This window comes from Collinsella aerofaciens (genome assembly GCF_001404695.1).
GTDB classification, from domain to species: Bacteria; Actinomycetota; Coriobacteriia; order Coriobacteriales; family Coriobacteriaceae; genus Collinsella; species Collinsella aerofaciens_E.
In genome coordinates this window covers 1-23,288 of the sequence record NZ_CZAQ01000009.1, presented here as the reverse complement: position 1 = coordinate 23,288, position 23,288 = coordinate 1, and the positions used below count along the sequence as shown (strand labels likewise).

The 23,288-nt window shown below is 56.8% G+C and carries 19 protein-coding genes and 1 pseudogene; 17 read left to right on the top strand and 3 right to left on the bottom strand.

Features of this window, described 5'->3' with window-relative positions; translation table 11 throughout:
* The first annotated feature begins 53 nt into the window (after positions 1-53).
* Positions 54-1,403: an MATE family efflux transporter gene (locus AQ996_RS03545; protein WP_055251110.1), complete on the top strand. Its 1,350-nt coding sequence runs from the start codon at positions 54-56 to the stop codon at positions 1,401-1,403.
* An 85-nt stretch (positions 1,404-1,488) separates the two neighbouring features.
* On the opposite strand, the gene AQ996_RS03540 is transcribed toward AQ996_RS03545, so the two are convergent.
* The gene (locus tag AQ996_RS03540; RefSeq protein ID WP_055251108.1) at positions 1,489-1,974 is read right to left on the bottom strand and encodes a cob(I)yrinic acid a,c-diamide adenosyltransferase; all 486 of its coding nucleotides are present in this window, start codon (positions 1,972-1,974) and stop codon (positions 1,489-1,491) included.
* Positions 1,975-2,066: 92 nt separating this feature from the next.
* Here AQ996_RS03540 and ftsH point away from each other — a divergent pair, with 92 nt between their 5' ends.
* From ftsH to AQ996_RS09630, 3 genes and pseudogenes are all read left to right on the top strand, one after another.
* On the top strand, positions 2,067-3,956 hold the full coding sequence (gene ftsH, locus AQ996_RS03535) for an ATP-dependent zinc metalloprotease FtsH (RefSeq protein ID WP_172674603.1): 1,890 nt from the start codon (positions 2,067-2,069) through the stop codon (positions 3,954-3,956).
* Between the two features lie 81 nt (positions 3,957-4,037).
* Complete coding sequence (locus AQ996_RS03530; protein WP_055251104.1) at positions 4,038-4,499, top strand: 2-thiouracil desulfurase family protein; 462 nt, start codon at positions 4,038-4,040, stop codon at positions 4,497-4,499.
* A gap of 213 nt (positions 4,500-4,712) precedes the next feature.
* A pseudogene (locus AQ996_RS09630) lies at positions 4,713-4,934 on the top strand (IS3 family transposase); the annotation flags it as partial.
* Positions 4,935-5,049: 115 nt separating this feature from the next.
* Here the strand turns inward: AQ996_RS09630 and AQ996_RS03520 are convergent.
* Together AQ996_RS03520 and AQ996_RS03515 are read right to left on the bottom strand one after the other, a co-directional pair.
* The gene (locus AQ996_RS03520) at positions 5,050-5,652 is read right to left on the bottom strand and encodes a Type 1 glutamine amidotransferase-like domain-containing protein (RefSeq protein WP_055251100.1); all 603 of its coding nucleotides are present in this window, start codon (positions 5,650-5,652) and stop codon (positions 5,050-5,052) included.
* A gap of 514 nt (positions 5,653-6,166) precedes the next feature.
* Positions 6,167-7,249: an iron-containing alcohol dehydrogenase family protein gene (locus tag AQ996_RS03515; protein ID WP_055251098.1), complete on the bottom strand. Its 1,083-nt coding sequence runs from the start codon at positions 7,247-7,249 to the stop codon at positions 6,167-6,169.
* Between the two features lie 510 nt (positions 7,250-7,759).
* On the opposite strand from AQ996_RS03515, the gene ileS reads away from it, so the two are divergent.
* The 13 genes from ileS to AQ996_RS03450 all read left to right on the top strand — a co-directional run bounded on the left by ileS (position 7,760) and on the right by AQ996_RS03450 (position 23,218).
* Positions 7,760-10,537, top strand: a complete 2,778-nt coding sequence (ileS, locus tag AQ996_RS03510; protein WP_216594991.1) for an isoleucine--tRNA ligase — start codon at positions 7,760-7,762, stop codon at positions 10,535-10,537.
* Positions 10,538-10,831: 294 nt separating this feature from the next.
* The gene (gene lspA / locus AQ996_RS03505; protein WP_253274598.1) at positions 10,832-11,359 is read left to right on the top strand and encodes a signal peptidase II; all 528 of its coding nucleotides are present in this window, start codon (positions 10,832-10,834) and stop codon (positions 11,357-11,359) included.
* A complete protein-coding gene (locus tag AQ996_RS03500) occupies positions 11,359-12,372 on the top strand; it encodes an RluA family pseudouridine synthase (RefSeq protein ID WP_055251092.1) in 1,014 nt (337 codons plus the stop codon). The genes lspA and AQ996_RS03500 overlap by 1 nt, the downstream gene beginning before the upstream one ends.
* Before the next feature lie 82 nt (positions 12,373-12,454).
* A complete protein-coding gene (locus AQ996_RS03495) occupies positions 12,455-13,750 on the top strand; it encodes a glycosyltransferase family 2 protein (protein WP_055251090.1) in 1,296 nt (431 codons plus the stop codon).
* 81 nt (positions 13,751-13,831) lie between these two features.
* Entirely contained in the window at positions 13,832-14,254 is a 423-nt protein-coding gene (locus AQ996_RS03490; RefSeq protein WP_055251088.1) for a prepilin peptidase, read from the top strand.
* A 31-nt stretch (positions 14,255-14,285) separates the two neighbouring features.
* On the top strand, positions 14,286-15,533 hold the full coding sequence (locus AQ996_RS03485) for a deoxyguanosinetriphosphate triphosphohydrolase family protein (protein ID WP_055251086.1): 1,248 nt from the start codon (positions 14,286-14,288) through the stop codon (positions 15,531-15,533).
* A gap of 60 nt (positions 15,534-15,593) precedes the next feature.
* Positions 15,594-16,943 (top strand): replication-associated recombination protein A, encoded by a 1,350-nt coding sequence (locus tag AQ996_RS03480; protein WP_082435510.1) that lies wholly within the window; start codon positions 15,594-15,596, stop codon positions 16,941-16,943.
* Between the two features lie 100 nt (positions 16,944-17,043).
* Positions 17,044-17,634, top strand: a complete 591-nt coding sequence (locus AQ996_RS03475) for a hypothetical protein (RefSeq protein ID WP_055251085.1) — start codon at positions 17,044-17,046, stop codon at positions 17,632-17,634.
* The gene (locus tag AQ996_RS03470; protein WP_055251082.1) at positions 17,627-18,004 is read left to right on the top strand and encodes an ATP-binding protein; all 378 of its coding nucleotides are present in this window, start codon (positions 17,627-17,629) and stop codon (positions 18,002-18,004) included. The genes AQ996_RS03475 and AQ996_RS03470 overlap by 8 nt, the downstream gene beginning before the upstream one ends.
* Before the next feature lies 1 nt (position 18,005).
* Positions 18,006-18,797 (top strand): RNA polymerase sigma factor SigF, encoded by a 792-nt coding sequence (locus AQ996_RS03465; RefSeq protein ID WP_055251080.1) that lies wholly within the window; start codon positions 18,006-18,008, stop codon positions 18,795-18,797.
* Positions 18,794-20,092 carry an AI-2E family transporter gene (locus AQ996_RS03460; protein ID WP_253274597.1) on the top strand — a complete coding sequence of 433 codons (1,299 nt, stop codon included), beginning with the start codon at positions 18,794-18,796 and terminating at the stop codon, positions 20,090-20,092. Before AQ996_RS03465 ends, AQ996_RS03460 begins: the two co-directional genes overlap by 4 nt.
* An 809-nt stretch (positions 20,093-20,901) precedes the next feature.
* Entirely contained in the window at positions 20,902-22,821 is a 1,920-nt protein-coding gene (gene tet(W) / locus AQ996_RS03455; RefSeq protein ID WP_055251078.1) for a tetracycline resistance ribosomal protection protein Tet(W), read from the top strand.
* 193 nt (positions 22,822-23,014) lie between these two features.
* Positions 23,015-23,218, top strand: coding sequence for a hypothetical protein (locus AQ996_RS03450; protein WP_055251076.1), 204 nt, complete (start codon positions 23,015-23,017; stop codon positions 23,216-23,218).
* The last annotated feature ends 70 nt before the right edge of the window (positions 23,219-23,288 follow it).

Genomic DNA, 23,288 nt, shown 5'->3' with positions numbered 1-23,288 from the left:
TTTGGCCTTAAATTGCCGTTTTGTTGTTTGACGTATGCTGGTGGGGAGGGCGTGTGGCTAAGAAATCTACGGCTATCGATGTAACGCAGGGTGTTATTTGGCAGCAGCTGCTTTCGCTGTGCGTTCCCATCTTCTTTAGTTCGTTTTTTCAACAGGCCTACACGCTTATCGGTACCTATATCGTCGGCCAGTTTGGCGGCAAGCTTGCACTGGGTGGCATTCAGGCCACGATGGTGCTCACCGAGCTCTGCATTGGCTTTTGCGTTGGCGTCGGCGCCGGCTGCGCGGTCATTACCGGTCAGTATTTTGGCCAGCACGATGATGAGCGACTGAGTCGTTCGGTCCATACGGCCATGACCCTCGCGCTGGTGGGCGGTATCGTTTTCTCGATTCTTGGCATAGTGTTCGTTGAGCCCATGCTGGTGCTTATGAACACACCGCATGAATTATTGGCCGAGGGAGTGGCCTATGCTCGTTGCTATTTTGCCGCTATGGTTGCGGCGCTGCTGCTCAATATGGGAACAGCACTGCTGCGCGCCGTGGGCGACACGCGCGGACCTGCTGTGATCATCGCTTCCGGCTGCCTTGTTAATGCGGTGCTGGATGTCATCTTCGTTGCCGTGCTTCATATGGAGGCTCTGGGCTGCGGCATCGCGGTGGCGCTGACCATTTGCTCCAACGCCACGATGATCGTGATTCGCATGATGCACGCACCGGGTGCGTGGCGGCTTTCGCTGTTCAAACTCGGCATTGATCCTGGCATTTGTAAGAGCATGATCTCGTGTGGTCTGCCGCTTGGCTTTCAGTCTGCTGCGTATTCGATTTCCAACGTTTTGATTCAGGTGTCGGTCAACTCGTTTGGCGCCGATATCACCACGGCGTGGGGTCTTTCGGGCCGTTTGGATGGCATTGTCTGGATGGTTACCGAGGCGCTTGGCGTGTCGATCACCACGTTCTCGGCACAGAACTTTGGCGCGCGCAACTACGAGCGCATGCGCAAGGGCTACCATACGTCGCTCGTGCTGTCGTTTATGCTCATTGGTGGCCTGTCTGCCGTGCTGCTGGTGTTCTCGGGTCCGTTGTCGCGTCTGTTTGTCGACGATGCTTCGATTTCGGCGTACACCACGACGATTCTTCATTTCATCGCGCCGTTCTACGCAATCTTCTCGATTATCGAGAACGCGTCGGGCTCTATCCGCGGCGCCGGCGTGAGCTTGCAGCCCATGCTGCTCACGATTTTTGGCACCGTCGTGCTCAGGGTGATCTGGGTGTTTGCGATTATGCCGTTCGATCCGTCGCTTGAGCACCTGCTGCTGGTTTACCCCGTAACCTGGCTCATCACAGCTACGATGTTCACCATCTACCACCACAGCGGCAACTGGCTCGGCCGCGCCACTGCCTAATGACCCGTAGGGGACGGAGGAAAACGGATCATTGGCCCGGCGATAAGGCGAAACGATCCGTTTTCCTCCGTCCCTTTCGGGTCATTTAGTATTCGATGCCTTGACGGGCTAGGAGGCCTTCGTCGAAGTAGTGTTTGACGGGGCGCATTTCGGTGACCAGGTCGGCAAGATCGGCCAGTGGCAGCAGGCCTCGGCCGGTGAGCACGAGTTCCGTGGTGGCTGGCTTTATAGCGATCAACGTTTCGACATCCTCGCGCGTCACGAAGCCGCGGCGCATGGCCTCGCCGAGTTCGTCCAAAATCAGAACGTCGACCTGTGATATCTGCTCGCGTGCGAGCTCCATGATCTGCTCGGCGCAAGCCTCGGGTGTGTCGCGATCGGCCTGTACAATGCGCAGTCCCAGGCGCGGTGCGGCATCGTGTTCGGCGCAGTGTAGCTTCTTGGCAAACTGCAGCATGAGCACGTTAAGTCCATAGCCCGTGGCGCGCAGCGCGAGCCCCAGCGCAGCCGTCGTCTTGCCCTTGCCGTCGCCCGTATAGATTTGAACCTTGCCGACTTCCAGTGATGCCATCTCTGTCCTTTCGTGCCCGGAGTCGGTTTATCGCCGTCCGGGTTGGGTATTCTAGATAGCATTATCAACCCCAGTAGATGGAGTTCAAGCAGATGGAGATGGATGACAACAAACGTAGACGGAATATGATCCTCTACGTGCTCATCGCCTTCGTCGTCTACCTCGTGCTCTCGACCGTTCTGTTCCCCAACATCGGTCACACGCAGCAGATTACGAAGACCGATTATTCGACGTTTGTCAAAGCGCTCGATAAGAAAAGCGTCGACAAGGTCGAGTACAACACGGATGATTACACGATTTATTACACCAAGAAGGGCGAGGACGAGAATATCGCCTACAAGACGACCGGCGTGCCGAATGATGCGGGTTTTACCGATCGCGTGCTTGAATCCGGTGCGTCCCTGGAGTCGGTCGTTCCCGATAAAAACTCGGGTCTGATGACCTACTACCTTCTTACACTCATCCTTCCCATGGCGATTTTCTTCCTTATCGGTTGGTGGCTCAACCGCCGTATGAAGAAGGCCATGGGTGATGACGGCCCGTCGATGAACTTTGGCGGCGGCTTTGGCGGCGGCGGACTGGGCAAGTCCGGCGCTCGCGTGATTGCCTCCAAGGATGTTGGCGTGACCTTTAAGGACGTCGCCGGCCAGGAAGAGGCCAAGGAGTCCCTCAAGGAGGTCGTCGACTTTCTGGAGAATCCGCAGCGCTACGAGGAGATCGGCGCCAAGCTTCCGCGCGGTGCTCTCCTTGTCGGTCCTCCGGGTACCGGTAAGACCCTGCTTGCCAAGGCTGTTGCCGGCGAGGCGGGCGTGCCGTTCTTTAGCATTTCGGGTTCTGAGTTCGTCGAGATGTTCGTCGGCCGCGGTGCCGCCAAGGTTCGTGACCTGTTTAAGCAGGCCAAGGAAAAGGCCCCGTGTATCGTCTTTATCGATGAGATCGATACCATCGGCAAGAAGCGCGATGGCGGCGGCTTTAGTGGCAACGACGAGCGCGAGCAGACGCTCAACCAGCTGCTGACCGAGATGGACGGCTTCGATAACCACAAGGGCATCGTCGTCCTCGCTGCGACCAACCGTCCCGACAGCCTCGATCCCGCCCTGCTGCGCCCCGGTCGTTTTGACCGCCGCATTCCCGTTGAGCTGCCCGACCTGACTGGCCGCAAGAACATCCTCGAGCTGCATGCCAAGAGCGTGAAGACGCAGCCGCCGATCGACCTGACCGCTATTGCCCGCGCCACGCCCGGTGCCTCGGGGGCCGACCTTGCCAATATCATCAACGAGGGTGCCCTGCGCGCTGTTCGCGAAGGCCGCAAGCGCGCGACCCAGGACGACTTCGAGGAGTCGGTGGAGGTCGTCATTGCCGGCCAGCAGCGTAAGTCCACGGTGCTTTCCGACCACGAGAAGCAGGTCGTTTCCTACCACGAGATCGGTCATGCCATCGTCGCTGCCCGCCAAAAGGGTTCCGCGCCGGTTACCAAGATCACCATCGTGCCGCGCACGAGCGGCGCTCTGGGCTACACCATGCAGGTCGAGGAGGACGAGCGCTTCCTGACCACGCGCCAGGAGGTCCTGGACAAGCTCGCCGTCTACTGCGGTGGACGTGCCGCGGAGGAGCTCATCTTTGGCGAGATGACGACTGGTGCTGCCAACGATATCGAGCAGGCCACCAAACTCGCCCGTAACATGGTGACGCGCTTTGGTATGTCCGATGAGTTTGGCATGATGGCGCTCGGTACCGTCCAGAACGCGTACCTCAACCAGGACACGTCGCTCACCTGCGCCCCCGGTACGGCCGAGCGCGTGGACGCGATTGTCGCCAAGCTGATCGAGGACGCGCATGATCGCGCCCTGCAGATCCTGAAGGAGAACAAGTTCAAGCTCCATGAGCTGGCTCGTTATCTGTACAAGAAGGAGACGATCACGGGCGAGGAGTTCATGAACCTCCTCACACGCGAAAATCCGCTGATGCCAAAGCAACAGTAACGTTGCGTTCGGGACAGTAAATATCGACGCCCCATTTGAGTGCCTATCTCAAATGGGGCGTTTTGCTTAGGAGGGATGCACATGAAGATCGTGGTGAGCGCCTGCTTGATGGGCGAGAGCTGCAAGTATAACGGGCTCGACAACTATCATCGCGAGTTGGTCGAGGCCTGCGAGCGTACAGAGACCGAGGTCCTCTTGGTGTGCCCTGAGGTCTTTGGGGGCCTGCCCACGCCGCGCAAGCCGTCCGAGATTGTGAACGGCGAGGTCCGTACCTGCGAGGGCGTGTCGGTCGATCGCGAGTTTCGCCTGGGCGCCCAGCGCACACTCGATATGTGCGAGCAGGCGGGTGGCCCGTCTGAGATTGCCGCGTGTATTCTTCAGGATCGCAGTCCCTCGTGCGGTGCCGGCCGCATCTACGATGGAACATTCAGCGGCACCCTCACAGCGGGCAACGGTGTTTTTGTCGATCTACTGCTGCGTCACGGGTACCGTGTGATTCCGGCTAGCGAGTTCGATCCCAGCATGCTGGAACATTGTCCATAGCACTCGAACCCAACACTTCCTCACGGGTGACCGTTTTGGCATCATCCGTGAAGTTGATATTGAGTACGACCCGGTCATCAAAGACGTAGACCGAGTTGACAGGCGCCGTACCCAGGCAGCCCCTCCCCGCGGCCCTCGCGCAGGAACGCGCACACGGCCTTCCCGTCTCTTGCGCCCCTCCCGGAACTGTCCACATCAGTGTAGCCAATCCAGTCCGCCAAGGGCTGCAGCCCGGACAACGCGGCGATGGAGGGCTTCTTCGGCCTGCTCAAGAAGGAGTTCTGGTACGGCAGGGACTGGTCGGACTGGACCTCCGCCAGCTTCATCGAGGAGCTCGGGGGCTGGATCGGTCGATACAATACGGAGAGGCGCAGCGATGCGCTCGGTGGCCGCACGCCGGCCGAGTTCCGCTCCGCGCTGGGAAGGGCCGCGTAACGGTTCAAGAAATCGTCCGCAGTCCCCATTCTTGCCCCTTTGGGACAGCTTCTTGTTGGGGCGTGCCTGCCCCAAACCCTGCTAGGAATGAGTACAGCAAACTGAAATATTCAAATTAGTCTTTGCAAATTACCTTTGAACCTTCACCATCAATTACAATTCCCTGACGGTTGTTAATTGGGCATAGATTCAAATCCGAAAACTCAGTCATTATTTTCTCGGTATCTTTCTTAAATGGTGCTGTAAGATAATGCGGAAGAACATAGAAATCAATCAAATCAAGACCTGCATCATCTTCTTGTGAGTAGTCCTCCGGCTTTTCATCCATTTGCTCGATATATTGGATGCTTGGAGCGCATACAATCGCACCTGCCGATTCACCAATCATCAGTTTTCCCTTTGCCAATTCTTTCTTCAACAGCTCATCCGTTCCCGTTTTACGGAGCTGGTCTATAAGGAAAAAAGAATTTCCGCCGGTAAAATAGATCACATCCGCATCTTCAAAAAGAGACTGTATCGTTGAATAAGCCTCCGTTGAAATATCAATTTCAGTTACGATTGCTCCCAACTTTTTGAATAATTTTCGAGCCGAGCCGACATAACCGGTGTAGCCTTCACGCAGCGAAGCTGTTGGAATAAATGCGACTTTTTTATTTTCAATTTCTTCCTTTATCAGACTTCCTACACTTGAAAAGTGAGAACATAAAAACAGTTTCATCAATATTCTCCTTTATCTATAAATTCTTATTTGTTGAACTAAGCCGTGTATACCATACTCTCCAATGAAAGAACGCCCTGATATAGCGAAATTTTGCCGTTTTCCTGCGTACGTGCGTACACACTCCACAGGAATTCTAAGGGGCCTGCCCCCTTAGCACACGGACTTTGGAACAAAGTCTAGTGTGTTACGCCTTGCCTGAGGTGTACAGGCTCCCGGTATGCACGTACGAAGCAATTGCCATCAATGCGCCATATAAGTGGCGAACAAGTTCGCATAAAGCGACCTTGATCCCGCAAAACTAAAGGCAGGATACCATCACCACGATGATACCCTGCCTCTGTTCGTTCCTGTTTACCGTTCCGAGTAGTCCTTCCGCAGAATTTCCGATAAACATAAAACGTACTCGAACCCTTTCTCGTAAAGAATCGGGTTCGAGTACGAACTGAATGCTGGAGCAATAAAAAACCACCAGAAAGGTGCCTGTCTCCTTTGTGGTGGTTTTGGGCCAGTTCTAGAGTGTGTGGCCGTAGGTGTTGGCAGCCTTGATGGCGGCGTCGAACTTTTCGTCGGTGAAGGGCTCGGGGTTTCCCTGCTTCCACTCGTTGGTGGCGTGCGCATACTCGCACAGGGCAGGGATATCGGCCTCGGAAAGCCCGATCTGCTCAAGCGTCACGGGCAGCCCCATCTGCTTGTTAAAGGCGGCGTAGCGCTCAAGGTTCTTGGTATCGCCCGTGTAGGCGAACAGCACGAGCACGCCCAGGCTCACGACCTCGCCGTGCAGATAGGTTCCCTCGCGCGGAATGCTGCACGTGGCGTTGTAGAATGCATGCGCCACGCTCGAGTTGTAGTAGTAATCGTTTTGGTTGGTCAGGTTGGAGACGTAGCCCGTGTTGACCACGATATCGAGCGCGATTTGCTTGACGGCCTCGGTCGACAGGTTCTGGCGAACGTCCTCAAGACCCTGAACGCCGTAGGTAAACAGCGGATCGGAGCAGGTATGGGCGAGTGCCAGGCCAAGACCGGCGGTGTGCTCCAGGTTGCCGGCGCTCGTGGCGTACTCGACCTCGGGCTGCTTGGACAGGGCATCGCCTACGCCGGCCCAGAAGTACTCCGCCGGAGCCTCGGCGATGATCTTGGGGTTGATGAAGATGTGTGCGGGGCGGTTGGGGTACGAATAGCCCTCGAGCGAGCCGTCGTCGTTGTAGACAACGGCAATGGCGGTCGCGGCCGAGCAGTTGGAGCAGATCGTCGGTACCGTAAAGACGATCTTCTTGAGCTCGATGGCTGCGGTCTTCACGGTATCGAGCGCCTTGCCGCCGCCGCATGCGATAAGAACGTCGGCTTCTTGGCAGGCAAGGGAGTTCACAACCTTGTCGATATTGGCGCGCGTACTGTTGGTGCCGTAGACGCGCGTCTCCAGAATCTCGACGTCGGTGCCATCCAGCGCCGCTTCGATACCGGAAAGCGCCGCTGCCAGTGATCGTTTACCACCGATAATCGCGACCTTGGTCGCTCCGTACTCGTCCAGTGCACCGGGCAGCTCGTCAAAGCAGTCCTCGCCGACGGTGTAGTCGCTCATTCCAATCGTGCGCATAGCAGCCTTCTTTCGTTAGATAAAGTGCTTTCAGGTATTTTGCTCCAAGTGAGTGCTTGCGACCTCGAGAAATTTCTAACGTATAAAACCAGTGTTGAGGGTTTTTCGTCGGCGTTGACCGTGCTACCATACAGCGCATAAGCGTTGATGGGGACGAGTAGTCGGCCGTCCGCATGCTACAGAGAGCGGGGAGTGCTGAGAGCCCGTGCATGCGACCGATGAAAATCACCCCGGAGCTGCGATCCCAACGGACGTGCCTCGCAGGCACGTCTTAGTAGATATCGCCGAGATGGTCGTCGATACAGGCCAGCCGAGTAACGGATGCGAGCGCGCGATATCGCGGGCGAGGGCATCTAAGCTGGGTGGTTAAGCGAAGAGCTTTTGCGGGCACACGGCCCGTTTTGTGGCGCTTCGTCCCAGCTTGCAGGGACGGGCGCTTTTTTGGTGCCCAACGGGCGTGCGCGCCCACGACATGAAAGGGGTACCGTGGCAAACGAGTACAAGCAGACGATGAATCTGCCCAAGACCGGTTTTCCCATGCGTGCCGGTCTTTCCAAGTCCGAGCCCAAGCGACTCAAGGACTGGCAGGACAACAAGGTCTACGAGCAGGTTCTGAAGAAGAACGAGGGTCACAAGAAGTTCGTGCTGCACGACGGCCCTCCGTACGCCAACGGCCCGATCCACATCGGCCACGCCATGAACAAGATCTCCAAGGACATGATCAACCGTTACTGGATGATGCAGGGCTATGAGGTTCCCTATGTCCCTGGTTGGGACTGCCACGGTCAGCCGATTGAGCACAAGGTCGAGGAGAAGCTCGGCACCGAGAAGTTCAACCAGACTTCCACGGCCAAGATCCGTGAGCTCTGCAACAAGTTCGCTGTCGAGAACATCGAGCTGCAGAAGGCCGGCTTCCGTCGTCTGGGCGTGCTCGGCGACTGGGACAACCCCTACCTGACGCTCTATCATCAGCATGACGCTGCCGACATCGAGGTCTTTAAGGCCATGTTCGACAAGGGCATGATCTATCGCGGCCACAAGCCGGTTCACTGGTGCAAGCACTGCCACACCGCACTCGCCGAGGCCGAGATCGAGTACTCCGACGAGACGAGCCCCTCTATCTTCGTCCGCTTTGAGATGACCTCCAAGCCCGCCGGCCTCGAGAACTTCGACGGCCCGGTCGACTTTATCATCTGGACGACCACGCCGTGGACCATCCCCTCCGACCAGGCCGTTTCCCTTAAGCCCGGCGCCGCCTATGTCGCCGTTGAGCACGATGGCCGTGCCGAGGTCATGCTCGAGGACCTGGCTCCCAAGTGCTGCGAGGAGTTTGGCTGGGAGTACACCCCGGTCATGGTCGACGGCAAGCCCTACGTGGTTCCCGCCGAGACCTTCCACCACATCCACTACAAGCAGCCGATCTTTGATGGCGTTGAGGGCGTGGCGCTGCTGGCCGATTACGTCGGTGTCGATGACGGTACCGGTATCGTCCACAACTCGCCCGGCCACGGCGTCGACGACTACTTCGCCTGCCTCAAGGAGGGCATCACCGACATCTGCATGCCGGTTGATGACGACGGCAAGTTCTACACCGGCGAGGAGTTTGGTACCGGTGGCCCCTTCAGCGGTATGGACACCGATGAGGCCAATCCGCACATCATCGAGTTCCTGCGCGAGCGCGGCACCCTGGTCCTCGAGAAGAAGATCACGCACAGCTATCCGCACTGCTGGCGCTGCAAGCACCCTGTGCTCTTCCGTGCTACCGACCAGTGGTTTGTCTCGATGGACAAGACCGGTTTGCGCGAGCAGGCTGGCAAGGAGGTCCGTGAGAACGTCAAGTGGTATCCGGCCCACGCGGCCAACCGCATCGGTGCCATGGTCGAGCAGCGTCCCGACTGGTGCATCAGCCGTCAGCGCAACTGGGGCGTGCCTATCCCCAGCTACACCTGCGCCGACTGCGGCGAGAAGGTCATGAACGACGCTACGCTCGACGCCGTTATCAAGCTCTTCCACGAGAAGGGCTCCGACGCCTGGTTCACCGATGCTCCCGAGAGCTACCTGGGCGAGGCCTGCGTCTGCCCCAAGTGCGGCGGCCATCACCTCAAGGCCGATAAGGACATCCTCGACGTGTGGTGGGACTCCGGTGTCTCCTGGAAGGCCGTCTGCGAGTATCGCCCCGAGCTGGAGTATCCGGCGGATGTGTATCTCGAGGGCTCCGACCAGCACCGCGGTTGGTTCCAGAGCTCGCTGCTCACCTCGGTGGGTGCCAACGGTCACGCTCCGTACAAGGCGGTCGTCTCGCAGGGCTTCACGCTCGACGGCCAGGGTCGCAAGATGTCCAAGTCGCTCGGTAACGTCATCGACCCCAACAAGGTCTGTGACGAGATGGGCGCCGACATCATCCGCCTGTGGGTCGCCTCCGTCGATACTAGCTCCGACGTCTCCATCGACCACGAGATTCTCGCCCGTACGTCCGATGCCTACCGTCGCTTCCGCAACACGCTGCGCTTCCTGCTCTCCGAGCTCGAGGGTCAGTTTGAGCCCGAGACCGACGGCGTCGCTTTTGCCGACCTGCTGCCGCTCGACAAGCTCATGGTTGCCCGTCTGACCCAGGTCCAGGCCGAGGTCGACGACGCTTACTCTTGCTACGAGTTCCCGCGCGCTTACCGTGCGCTTTACGACTTCGTGGTTACCGAGCTTTCCAACGTGTACCTCGACGCCCTGAAGGATCGTCTGTACTGCGACAAGCCCGGTTCGCTCGAGCGCCGCAGCGCCCAGACCGTGCTCGCTGAGCTCTTCTCGATGCTCATGCGCGATCTGCAGCCGATTCTGTCCTACACCGTCGACGAGGCCATGGCCTATGCGCCTGCCGGCTGCGTCGATCACCAGAAGTACGCCGCGCTGCTCGATTGGTACAAGTCGCCCATCACGGTCGACGAGGCCAACGAGTTTGAGGGCGTGCTCGAGGCTTCGCTCGAGCTCCGTAGCGCCGTGACCAAGGCCCTTGAGGATGCCCGCTCCGCCGGCACCTTCACTAAGAGTCAACAGGTCCGCGTCAAGGCGGTCGTTCCCGCCGAGGTGTATGCGCTGCTGACCGGCGACAAGGCCGTCGACCTGGCCGAGTTCTACATCGTCTCCGCTGTTGAGCTGACCCAGGGCGAGGAGCTCTCCGTTGCCATCGAGGCTGCCGAGGGCGAGTGCTGCGATCGTTGCTGGAACTACCGCACCACCGTCGGCGAGTACAACGGTCACGCACATATTTGCAAGAGGTGTGCGGAAGCCCTTTAAGGCACGGTAACTCGGCATTTTAGTTATAGGGAGTATTTGGGCGCCCTCGCCCCTTTTGCTCCGCTGAATAAAAGCGGCATTCTGTTTTTCGGAATGCCGCTTTCTTTTTATGCTGGTTATTTAGCTTGCGTTGGTGGATATGTCGTGCGTTCTGCGTGTGTCAATATAAGATGGTTAATTGCGTTAAATGTAATTCGATGTTCTTGAGGGTAGGGGATTTCTTTGAGTCGTACTGGGGATATGACGCCGCCTTTGCGTTGGCGGTTGGGTGTTGCTGGTAGCGTGGCGTTGGCCGTGCTGCTTGTTGACCAGCTGACCAAGCTTGCGGTTCGTGCCGTTGGCGATGCTCTGCATGTGACTGTTATCCCCGGTGTGATCGACTTCCTTTTTGTGCGTAACATCGGTGCTGCCTTTAGCATGGGCGAGGGACATGGCCTCGCGTTTGCCGTGCTGGCGTTTGTCGTTATCGTTGCGATCGCGGTGTACTTGCTTCGCGCGCCCCAGCTTGCTCGCTTTGAGGTTGTGGGCATGGCCATGGTCGTGGGCGGCGCCATTGGCAATGCGATCGACCGTCTGGCTTTTGGCTTTGTGACCGATTTTATTGCCATCACCTTCATCGACTTCCCCGTCTTCAATGTGGCCGATGTCGGCATTACGGTCGGTGTGATGCTTGCCCTCATCGGCTACATGTTCTTGAGTCCTGCGGCCCGTGAGGTCGACGCGACCGCCGAGCTCAACGCCCGTGACGAGGCCCGCGCTAAGCGCAAGGCCCAGCAGCGTGGGGAGCGTGCCCGCAAGATTCGCGAAAGGAGCGAGCGCTAATGGCCGACATCCATATCCTTGTTGCCGACGATGCCGCTGGTCAGCGTCTTGACGCCTATCTGGGCGCTAATGACGGCTGCCCTACGCGCTCTGCCTGCGCGCATATGATCGAGGGCGGTGCCGTTGCCGTCAACGGCGAGACATGCCTGTCAAAAAAGTATGCCGTGCGCTCCGGCGACCGTATTTCGGTCGATTTGCCCGAGCCGCACGATCCCACCGATGTGATTCCCGAGGCCATTCCCCTCGATATCCGCTACGAGGACGACTACCTCATCGTGCTCTCCAAGCAGCGCGGTCTGGTGTGCCATCCCGCCCATGGCCACGAGAGCGGCACCCTTGCGAACGCCTTGGTCTATCACTGTGGCATTGACCATCTGGGCACCGTGCAGGGCGAGGACCGCCCCGGCATCGTGCATCGCCTGGATCGTGACACCTCGGGCCTTATGCTCGCGGCAAAAGACGACGACACCCAGCGCGCGCTCCAAAATCTTATCCGTACGCGCACGCTCGACCGCCGCTACATTACGCTCGTTCACGGTCATATCGCCATGGATGAGGGCACCATTAACACCGGCATTGCCCGTTCTACACGTGACCGTGTCAAGATGGCGGTTTCCGATGATCCTTTTGCGCGCCAGGCCATCACGACCTTTAAGGTCCTTGAGCGCTTTGATTCCACGCGCTTTGATGACGGCTACACACTCGTTGAGTGTCACCTGTTTACCGGTCGCACGCATCAGATTCGCGTGCACATGCGCCATATCAACCACGCCTGCGTGGGCGATCCGCTCTACGGTAAGTGCGATGCGCGTGCCGATCAGGGTCTGACCAGGCAATTCCTCCATTCCTGGCGCGTGGCGTTCGCTCATCCCGTGACGGGAGAGCGCATTGAGTGCCGCGACGAGCTGCCGTGGGATCTCGCCGCCGTCCTCGACGACTTAGCCCCGCGTTCGCTTGGTCGCACTGCTGCCGGCGACGAAATCGTACCGCAGCTCGGCCTGCTCGAAGCCTAGCCAGTATTAGGTGGTTTCTTGAACTCGGTTAGCCTACGGTAAGATATACGGTTGTTTACGTAACGCGTTCTCGGGAGCCTGCATGCTCGCCTTTTTACAAACTAACACGCCCATCGTGATCTTTAACCAGATTGTGGTTACGCTACTCACGGTCTGCTTTCTGTACCAGGTGGTCTTCTTTGTCATTGGCGCTCTCCGTGGCGAGGTCGCTCCTCCCAAGGCCAAGAAGCTCCATCGGTATGCCTTCTTTATCGCGGCTCATAACGAGGAGGCCGTGATTGCCAACCTCGTTCGCTCCATCAAGGACCAGGATTATCCGTCCGAGCTTATCGAGGTCTTTGTGGTCGCCGATGCTTGCGCCGACAACACAGCGCAGCTCGCGCGCGAGGCGGGCGCCATTGTGTACGAGCGCAATGACCTGGCCCGTAAAGGCAAGAGTTGGGTTATGGACTTCGGTTTCGACCGTATTCTAAACGAGTATCCCGATACCTTCGAAGGATACTTTATCTTTGATGCCGATAACGTTATCGCCCGCGATTACGTGTCTAAGATGAACGATGCTTTTGACCAGGGCTTCCACGTGGTCACGAGCTATCGTAACTCCAAGAACTTTGGCAGCTCGTGGATTTCGGCAGCCAATGCCACCTGGTATCTGCGCGAAGCGCGCTTTCTGAACAACGCGCGCAACATCTGCAAGACGTCCTGTGCCGTCTCGGGTTCGGGCTACCTCATCTCTGCCAGTGTTATCGAAGGCATGCATGGCTGGCAGTTCCATACGCTGACCGAGGATATTCAGTTCACTACATTCTGCGCTATTCATGGTATTCGTATTGGCTATGCGCCGGCTGAGTTCTTTGACGAGCAGCCTGTGACGTTTAAGGCATCCTGGAAGCAACGTATGCGTTGGACCAAGGGATTCTACCAGGTGTTCTTTACCTACGGTAAACATCTGGTCAAGTCAACCTTCCGCTATCATCGCTTTGCCGCCTACGACATGTTTATGACGATTGCGCCCGGCATGCTGCTATCGCTGATCTCGATGCTCGCCAACGCCACGTTCCTGATCGTCGGCGGTCTTTCGCACGGCTTTTTGGCTACCGAGGTCGAGATGCAGGCATGCGCGGCGTCGCTCATCATGACCTTCGCCATGATGTACCAGACCTTCTTTATCCTGGCGCTGCTCACGACCATCTTTGAATACAAGCACATTCACTGCGCACAAAAGTGGCGTTTGGTGACCAACCTGTTCACCTTCCCGATCTTTATGTTCAGCTATATCCCCATTACGGTGGCCGCGCTGTTCCTCAAGGTCGACTGGGTCCCGACGCAGCACGCCGTAAGCGTCACCCTCGACGAGGTCATGCAGGGCGCTAAATAACCACCACCAAAACCACCACAAGGGGGACAGGCACCTTTGTGGTGGTTTTGCTTTTGACCGGCCGCTCCAGGGAGGTATTCGATGGTCTATATCCCGTTTTGGATCTGCGCCTTTGCCGGCGCGGTGATTGATGCTCGCGAGCGAAGGTTTCCCAACGCGCTTGCGGCCGCATGCGCGGTGGCAGCGCTTGCAGGCGTCTGGCTGGATAGGGGCTTGAACACAGCCCTTGACCACGCAGGCCTTGCGGTCATCGTGTACCTTTCCCTTGTGCTGACCGAGTCGCTTTGGCGGCGTTATCGCCAGGCTCCTGGTATTGGCATGGGGGATGCCAAGGCGCTCTTTGCCCTTTGCACCTTCGATCCTCTGGGCGCCCTTGTCGCCTTTGCCGCTGCGCTCCTGTCCCTTGCTGCCGTCTGCCTCATCGCAAAATCGCGCTCCTTGCCATTGCTCCCGTTTTTGGTGCCGATATTTGCCATAATCGAGGTCGTGGGCTGCACATTGTAACCGATTGCGCATCCTTCTTAAGGAGCATGCCATGGCAACTAATCAAGAAACGGCCGTCATTAAGGCGCGCATGGACCGTATTCCCTCGGCGTTATCGCCCGAACTTGTCGAGCGCATTGCCGCAGATCGTGCTTCGGGCTATGTCAACCCGTATCGTTGCAACGATGACCAGGTCATTCGTCGTATTGATCGCGCTGCCGACAAAGGCACGCTCATGCGTCCGGCATTTATGCGCGATGCTGAAAAGATTCTTCATCTTCCGGCGTACACGCGTTATGCAGGCAAAACGCAGGTCTTTAGCTTCCGTAGCAATGATGATCTGTCGCGCCGTGGTCTCCATGTACAGCTTGTCTCGCGCATCGCACGCGATATCGGTCGCGCCCTGGGGCTCAACTGCGACCTGATCGAGGCGATTGGCCTGGGCCACGACTTGGGTCACACGCCCTTTGGCCATTCCGGCGAGCGCTTCCTCAACGATATCTATCACGAGCGTACGGGGTGTTATTTTTTCCATAACGTGCAGTCGGTGCGCGTACTCGATGCCCTGTACGGTCGCAACGTGTCGCTCCAGACGCTCGACGGCGTGCTATGCCATAACGGCGAGTACGAGCAGCGCGTGTTTGAATTGTCGGATATGGGCTCCTTTGACCAGTTCGATCAGGCGGTCGAGGACTGCATCGCCACGGGCTATGGCGCCATTGGGCACCTGCGTCCCATGACGCTCGAGGGCTGCGTCGTTCGCATCTCGGATATCCTCGCCTACGTCGGTCGTGATCGTCAGGACGCCATTGCCGCGGGCCTGCTGTCGCCCGACGCTTTTGACGATGGTCGGGGCGGCGCCTATAACAGCTGGATTCTCACGCACGCTTCCATCGATATCGTTGAGCATAGCTACGGCAAACCGCGTATCGAGATGAGCGAGGACCTGTTTGAGGAGATCCGCCGAGCCAAGCGCGAGAACTACGAGAAGATCTATAGCAAGGGCGGTATCGAAGGCGATTCCGAGGAGGAGCTGCGTGAGGCGTTCGAAAAGCTCTACGACCGTTGCCTGCAGGATATAAACGAGGGTGACGAGTCCTCCTACATCTTTAAGCACCACATTTCGCGTATTGAGCAGCAGCTTTCCTATTATGGCCGCATCTATGCTTGGCAGGACGACAAGGATCAGACTGTCGTCGATTACATCGCAAGCATGACGGATGGTTATTTCTGCGAGCTGACGAGCAAATTGTTCCCAGGTCTAAAGTTTCCGCACCGCACCTATATTAACGAACGGTAGTTCGTATCCTTTCGGTATACTGTTGGTCAACAACGATTTTGATTGATGCACGGGATGGCTATGGACGACCTTTTTTCTGCTTCGACGCGCGAGCGCTCTTTTCAGAATGCCCCGCTTGCGGTGCGTATGCGCCCCAATTCGCTCGACGAGTATGTGGGCCAGCAAAAGGCCGTCGGTAAGGGCTCGTGGCTGCGCGCCGCGATTGAGCATGACGTGCTGTCGAGCGTGATTCTGTACGGCCCGGCTGGCACGGGCAAGACGACGCTGGCCCACATTATCGCCAACCATACCAAGAGCGAGTTTGTCGAGGTCAGCGCCGTGACGGGCACCGTAAAGGACTTGCGCCGCGTGATTGACGAGGCCAAGACGCGCCTGAATACGTACGACCGCCGCACCATTCTATTCATCGATGAGATTCACCGCTTCTCTAAGTCGCAGCAGGATGCCCTGCTGCATGCAGTTGAGAACCGTACCGTCATTATGATTGGCGCTACGACGGAGAATCCGTACTTCGAGGTCAACTCGGCGCTGCTCTCACGTGGTCGAGTCGTGGAGCTTGAGCATTTAAAGGACGAGGATATCGCCATGCTTATCGAGCGTGCGCTCGAGGCACCTCAGGGCCTGAACGGTAAGTTCTCGGCCGATGAGGATACGGTCAAGACCATTTGTACGCTGGCTGCGGGTGATGCACGCTCGGCCCTGACGACACTTGAGCTGGCGAGCGAGATTGCCGTCACGCGTCCCGATACGGAGGGAACGCCAGCGCCGGCGGCGGGGGAGCGCTATCCCATCACCGTGGATGACGTAAAGATTGCCAACCCGCGTCGTGGCTTTTCGTACGACAAAAACGGCGACATGCACTACGACATTATCAGTGCGTTTATTAAGTCTATGCGCGGTAGCGACCCCGATGCTACGATCTATTGGCTCGCGCGCATGATTGATGCGGGGGAGGATCCCAAGTTTATCGCTCGCCGTATTATGATTCAGGCTTCTGAGGACGTTGGCAACGCCGATCCGCAGGCGCTTTTGGTGGCGCATGCCGCGTTTAAGTCTGCCGAGGTCATTGGCTATCCCGAGTGCCGTATTAACCTGGCTCAGGCTGCACTCTATGTGTGCTTGGCGCCTAAATCCAACGCGTGTGAGGCTTCGATCGATGCGGCGCTTGCCGATATCCACTCTAGTGGGCTTCGCGAGGTGCCGAGTTATCTGCGCGATCGCCATCGCCCGGGCAGCGATGAATACGGTGTGTATAAGTATCCGCACGATTATCCCGAAGGCTGGGTCGACCAGCGCTATTTGCCCGAAGGCTTAGAACGCGGTGCATTTTGGCGGCCTGCCGGCCGTGGTTGGGAAGAATGGCGCGTAGAACAAAGCGAACGTGACCGTAGCGGGAATGCACCGAAGTAGCTGCTGATAATTTTGTCCCACGTTGCTGCTCTTGGCATGTTCGGTCCCCTTTGGGGTACCATGGAAAGCGTCTGTATTTCGATTCCTTTGGGAGGCTTGTATGAGTCCCATTCAAATCGCCTTGCTGCTGCTCGCCGTTGCCGGCGTGTGGGCTATCGTTGAGCTCGCGCTTACCCTGCGCAAGACCCGCAACGTTGTCGATTCGCTCGATAAGACCGTGAACGACCTCAACAACACCATCGCCGAGGCGCAGCCGGTGGTGGCAAAACTCGACGGTGCTGTCGACGAGCTTACGCCGGCACTTGCCCAGATGGAGCCGCTGCTTAAGTCGAGCAAGACCGCCGTCGACGCCCTTACCTCCAATCTCGTAGAAGTTGAGGCCGTGGTTCGCGACATTTCCGAGGTTACGGGCAGCATGGCCGAGGCCAGCAATGCTGTGTCGAGTGTAACTGATTCCGCGGCAGGTGCCGTGCAGAAACTCATTAACAAGGTGAAGGCTCCCGCGGCCGACGCCGAGCGCAAGCTTTCCTCTGCCGCCGAAGCCGAGCAGCCGACCGAGCGCGTCTTGATTGGCGAAGCCGGGGACGAGGCCGCCGCGGGCGACGATGATTGCCATAAGCATGTTGGCAAGCCGGCTCAGTATTACACCTATACGCCCGCCGAGTCCTCTGAGGAGTCCTGCGATGAGTAGCGAAGCAACCTGCCCCATCACGCTGACCGTTGCCGGCGACCCGCGTCTCGCTCGACTTGTGCGCATGACGGCGGCCAACGTTGGTGCCCTGTGCTCCATGTCTGTCGATCGCATCGAGGACATCCGCATGGCTGCCGAGGAGGCTTTCATCTTTGGGTGCACCGCGGTCGACTGCGACGACATCACCATCAAATTCGATGTCGATGAGACTCACGTTGGCATGACTATTACCTTTGGAGACCAGGCTACGGTTGATGAAAACGACCAGGCTGCGGTGTATGCCGAGCTCATCCTCGCGAGCGTGTGCGATTCCTACGAAAAGACTGCGGCGCCCTTAACGCTTTCCCTCGACCTCAAGGCGGATATCTAATATGACCGAACGTTCCCGGAGCGGCAAGGCCGCTTGGGACAAGGAGAAAACCCGCGAGCTATTTCGTCGTTATAAGGAGACCGGTGATCCGGAAGCCCGCGAGCAGCTCGTCATGTCCCATATGAACCTGGTAAGGTTTCTTGCCAACAAATTTAAGAATCGCGGCGAGCCGCTCGACGACCTGATGCAGGTTGGCTATTTGGGCCTGCTCAAGGCGATCGACCGCTTTGACCCTGAGCGCGGGCTCGAGTTCACCACGTTTGCCACGCCCACCATCTTGGGCGAGATCAAGCGTCACTTCCGTGACAAGGGCTGGAGCGTGCGCGTGCCTCGTCGCCTGCAGGAGCTTTCTGCCAAGGTTAACCAGGCTACCGACAAGCTTACCAACGAGTTGCAGCGCTCGCCCAAGGTCGAAGAAATCGCTGAGTACCTGGACGTGACCGTCGACGAGGTCCTGGAGGCTATGGAATCGTCTTCGGCCTATACCTCGGTGCCCATCGAGGCTCCTGGTGCGTCCGATTCCGACGATGCGCCCTCGATTCTCGACCGCTACGCCGACGACGACAACGAGCTCGACTTTACCGATGACCGTCTGGTCATTGAAGAGGCCATCCGCGATTTCTCGCCGCGCGAGCGCGAAGTCATCGAGCTGCGCTTTGTGAAGGGCATGACCCAGATTGAGATTGCCAAGAAGCTGGGTATTTCTCAGGTGCAGGTTTCGCGTCTGCTGCGCCGCACGCTTAAGAAGATTCAGGACAAGATCGACCCCGACGGAGTGATGATTCGTTCATGAGTGAGCACCCCCAACAAACCGATCGCGTGCTGCGCGACACCCGCATTCTGACGCTGCGCATTTGGGCCGTTGTCGGCTGCATTGTTATTGCTGCTGTCATCTTTAACCTTATGGGCATCCTGGCACCGGTTATTGAGTTTCTTGCCGTCGGCTCCATCATTGCTTTTGTGATGTCCCCGATCACCAATTGGCTCGAGCACCATGGCGTGAATCGCGGCATCGGTTCGCTTATCGCGCTTATTGTTGTTGTTGCCGTGCTCGTCGGCGTCGTTTGCATCTTGTCGCCGATTCTCTTTGGTCAGATCATGGAAGTCCTGAGCCGCCTGCCCGAGCAGCTTCGTGTTGCAGGTGGCGATCTCAACGAGATGATCTCGCATGCCAAGACGCTCAACAACACGCCGCTCAAGGAGTATTTGGACGATAATCTTTCGTCGCTGGTTGCCGTGGCATCGAAGTATGTGTCTCAGATTGCTGCCGAGCTTGGCCGCGGTGTGTTCCCGCTCATCACCAATACGGCCTCGCAGTTGTTCGTGATCTTCCTTGGTCTGGTGCTTGCCTACTGGATGGCCTGCGACTACCCTCGCATGCATCACGAGATTTGCACCATCATCGGTCAGGAGAAGGAGACCTCGTACCGCTTTATGGTCGCCATCCTTTCTCGCTCTGTCGGCGGCTACATGCGCGGTATGGTCGTGACGTCCATCTGTGGTGGTTTCCTCGCCTTTATCGGTTTTATGATCATCGGCCATCCGTATGCGGCGCTCATGGCTATCTTTACCGGCATCATGCATTTGGTTCCGGTCGTCGGTCCTTGGGTGAGCGCAGCAATCGCCACAGTGCTTGGTTTCATGTTCAGCCCCATGTTGGCGTTATGGACGCTTATTGTGACGATGGTCGCGCAAAACGTCACCGATAACGTGATTTCGCCTAAGGTTATGCAGAGCTCGGTGCAGGTGCATCCCATCATGAGCCTCACGGCGCTCGTTATTGGCTCGGCACTCATGGGCCCCATCGGCATGATTATTGCCATCCCGCTTTGTGCGGCCCTCAAAGGTATCTTCGTGTACTACTTCGAGAATGAGACCGGCCGCCAGCTTGTGGCCTATGACGGCGCCGTGTTTAAGGGCACACCGTACCGCGATGCCGATGGCAACCCGGTCGCCGCCTACGACGCGCTCGGCGACGACACCTTCATTTACGAGTCCGAGCTCATCGGCAACGAGACTGCGCCCGAGGCCCAAGCGATGCCTAAGCCCGAGTTCGATAATCCCTGGATCAATGCTCATGTACGGTAAGGAAGCAAGCAACCGAAAACAAGAGATAGACCGCCAGCACTACACTATTCCGAACCAAAGACCAAAAGATAAGCATTGTGGGAAAATCTAAACTTTTGGATTTTCCTACAATGCCGACTACGGCGGAATCCTTCCCACTCCTTATATCTTTATTTCCGTATACATTGAATTTGTATTTAGTAAATGCTATAATGTCCTTATTCAAATTATAAATGTGTTGAATTAGTTACATGTACATATTTTTTGTGCCGCATAAATACCCTGTTGAGGTTGTCGTTCTTTGTCCAGATGTGGAAATAATAAAAGGAAGGGAACGATACAGGGAGAAAACAGGCTATTCCGGCTTTACGGTTGAAACCTTATACGATACATTTATGCAGACAACACCACGGATCGGCTTTTGGCTGGACAATTCCAACCAAACACCACAGCAGACAGCAGAAACCATTCTGAACGCTAGGAAGCCGGTATGATTGTTACATATAAGGGGAAGAAAAATTTCTTTTAGGTACTTGCTTTCCTAAAACTGATGTGATACAATGATTTAATCCAGAAAAGGAGTAAAAAATATGCGGCAAGGTATTCTTAAATAAAATTTGATAATGGGCGCAAAAATGATTGCCCCTTGCAGGGGCTTAGTTTTTGTACCCAATTTAAGAATACTTTTGCCTTTTTAGTAAATATCGTGACGGACAGCGGCTCATGTAAGCCGTCATACTTCTGTTTGTCCGAAGTCATGATCCCCAGCGGTAAAAGTATTAGCCGCTGGGGATTTTTGCGCCCATTTGGGCCTTGTATGGAGGATAGACATGAACATTATCAATATCGGGATTCTTGCCCATGTAGACGCTGGAAAGACAACCTTGACGGAGAGCCTGCTATATGCCAGCGGAGCCATTTCAGAACCGGGGAGCGTCGAAAAAGGGACAACGAGGACGGACACCATGCTTTTGGAGCGGCAGCGTGGGATTACCATTCAAGCGGCAGTCACTTCCTTCCAGTGGCACAGATGTAAAGTCAACATTGTGGATACGCCCGGCCACATGGATTTTTTGGCGGAGGTGTACCGCTCTTTGGCTGTTTTAGATGGGGCCATCTTGGTGATCTCCGCTAAAGATGGTGTGCAGGCCCAGACCCGTATTCTGTTCCATGCCCTGCGGAAAATGGACATTCCCACCGTTATCTTTATCAATAAGATCGACCAGGCTGGCGTTGATTTGCAGGGCGTGTATCAGTCTGTTCGGGATAAGCTCTCCGCCGATATTATCATCAAGCAGACGGTGTCGCTGTCCCCGGAAATAGTCCTGGAGGAAAATACCGACATAGAAGCATGGGATGCGGTCATCGAAAATAACGATGAATTATTGGAAAAGTATATCGCAGGAGAACCAATCAGCCGGGAAGAACTTGCGCAGGAGGAACAGCGGCGGGTTCAAGACGCCTCCCTGTTCCCGGTCTATCATGGCAGCGCCAAAAAGGGCCTTGGCATTCAACCGTTGATGGATGCGGTGACAGGGCTGTTCCAACCGATTGGGGAACAGGGGAGCGACGCCCTATGCGGCAGCGTTTTCAAGGTGGAGTATACAGATTGTGGCCAGCGGCTCATCTATTTGCGGCTATACAGCGGAACGCTGCGCCTGCGGGATACGGTGGCCCTGGCCGGGAGAGAAAAGCTGAAAATCACAGAGATGCGTATTCCATCCAAAGGGGAAATTGTTCGGACAGACACCGCTTATCCGGGTGAAATTGTTATCCTTCCCAGCGACAGCGTGAGGTTAAACGATGTATTAGGGGACCCAACCCGGCTCCCTCGTAAAAGGTGGCGTGAGGACCCCCTCCCCATGCTGCGGACGTCGATTGCGCCGAAAACGGCAGCGCAAAGAGAACGGCTGCTGGACGCTCTTACGCAACTTGCGGATACTGACCCGCTTTTGCGCTGCGAGGTGGATTCCATCACCCATGAGATCATTCTTTCTTTTTTGGGCCGGGTGCAGTTGGAGGTTGTTTCCGCTTTGCTGTCGGAAAAATACAAGCTTGAAACAGTGGTAAAGGAACCCACCGTCATTTATATGGAGCGGCCGCTCAAAGCAGCCAGCCACACCATCCATATCGAGGTGCCGCCCAACCCGTTTTGGGCATCCATCGGACTGTCTGTTACACCACTCCCGCTTGGCTCCGGTGTACAATACGAGAGCCGGGTTTCGCTGGGATACTTGAACCAGAGTTTTCAAAACGCTGTCAGGGATGGTATCCGTTACGGGCTGGAGCAGGGCTTGTTCGGCTGGAACGTAACGGACTGTAAGATTTGCTTTGAATACGGGCTTTATTACAGTCCGGTCAGCACGCCGGCGGACTTCCGCTCATTGGCCCCGATTGTATTGGAACAGGCATTGAAGGAATCGGGGACGCAGCTGCTGGAACCTTATCTCTCCTTCATCCTCTATGCGCCCCAGGAATACCTTTCCAGGGCTTATCATGATGCACCGAAATACTGTGCCACCATCGAAACGGCCCAGGTAAAAAAGGATGAAGTTGTCATTACTGGCGAGATTCCCGCCCGCTGTATACAGGCATACCGTACTGATCTGGCCTTTTACACCAACGGGCGGAGCGTATGCCTTACAGAGCTGAAAGGATATCAGGCCGCTGTCGGTCAGCCGGTCATCCAGCCCCGCCGTCCAAACAGCCGCCTGGACAAGGTGCGCCATATGTTTCAGAAGATAATGTAACGTCTTGCGCAATGCAAGCGTTCATTGCTGGCTATTGCGAAATATACCTGCCCGAATGACCGCCCGACCTATCCGGCGCAATGCGCAAACGCCGGATAGGAACGGCAAAATTTTTGGCTCTGTTAGACCAGGAGTGACATAAATCCGATGTCACCGCGACGGGCTATCCTTCATTAACGTTGAAGGAGGAACCATGGACGCCGACGATCTTGTCATCAGCCTGAAGATGGGCCTATCCCGGCTCAGCAAGTCCGAGCGCCGCCGCGCAATCGAGTCGGTGCGCGACGTCATCCGCGCCGCCATGTTCGACGACGCGGCGGGAGCTGGCTACGAAATCCGGCGCTGCCCACGTTGCGGTTCGGTCGCTATCGTGGTAGTGTCGAGAAAGTTGGTGTAGCGCCCGATCCGAAGCGAGTCGGCCCGGCGTCCTGGAACCTGGAACACGGTTGATATCCTATGCCGCCTCG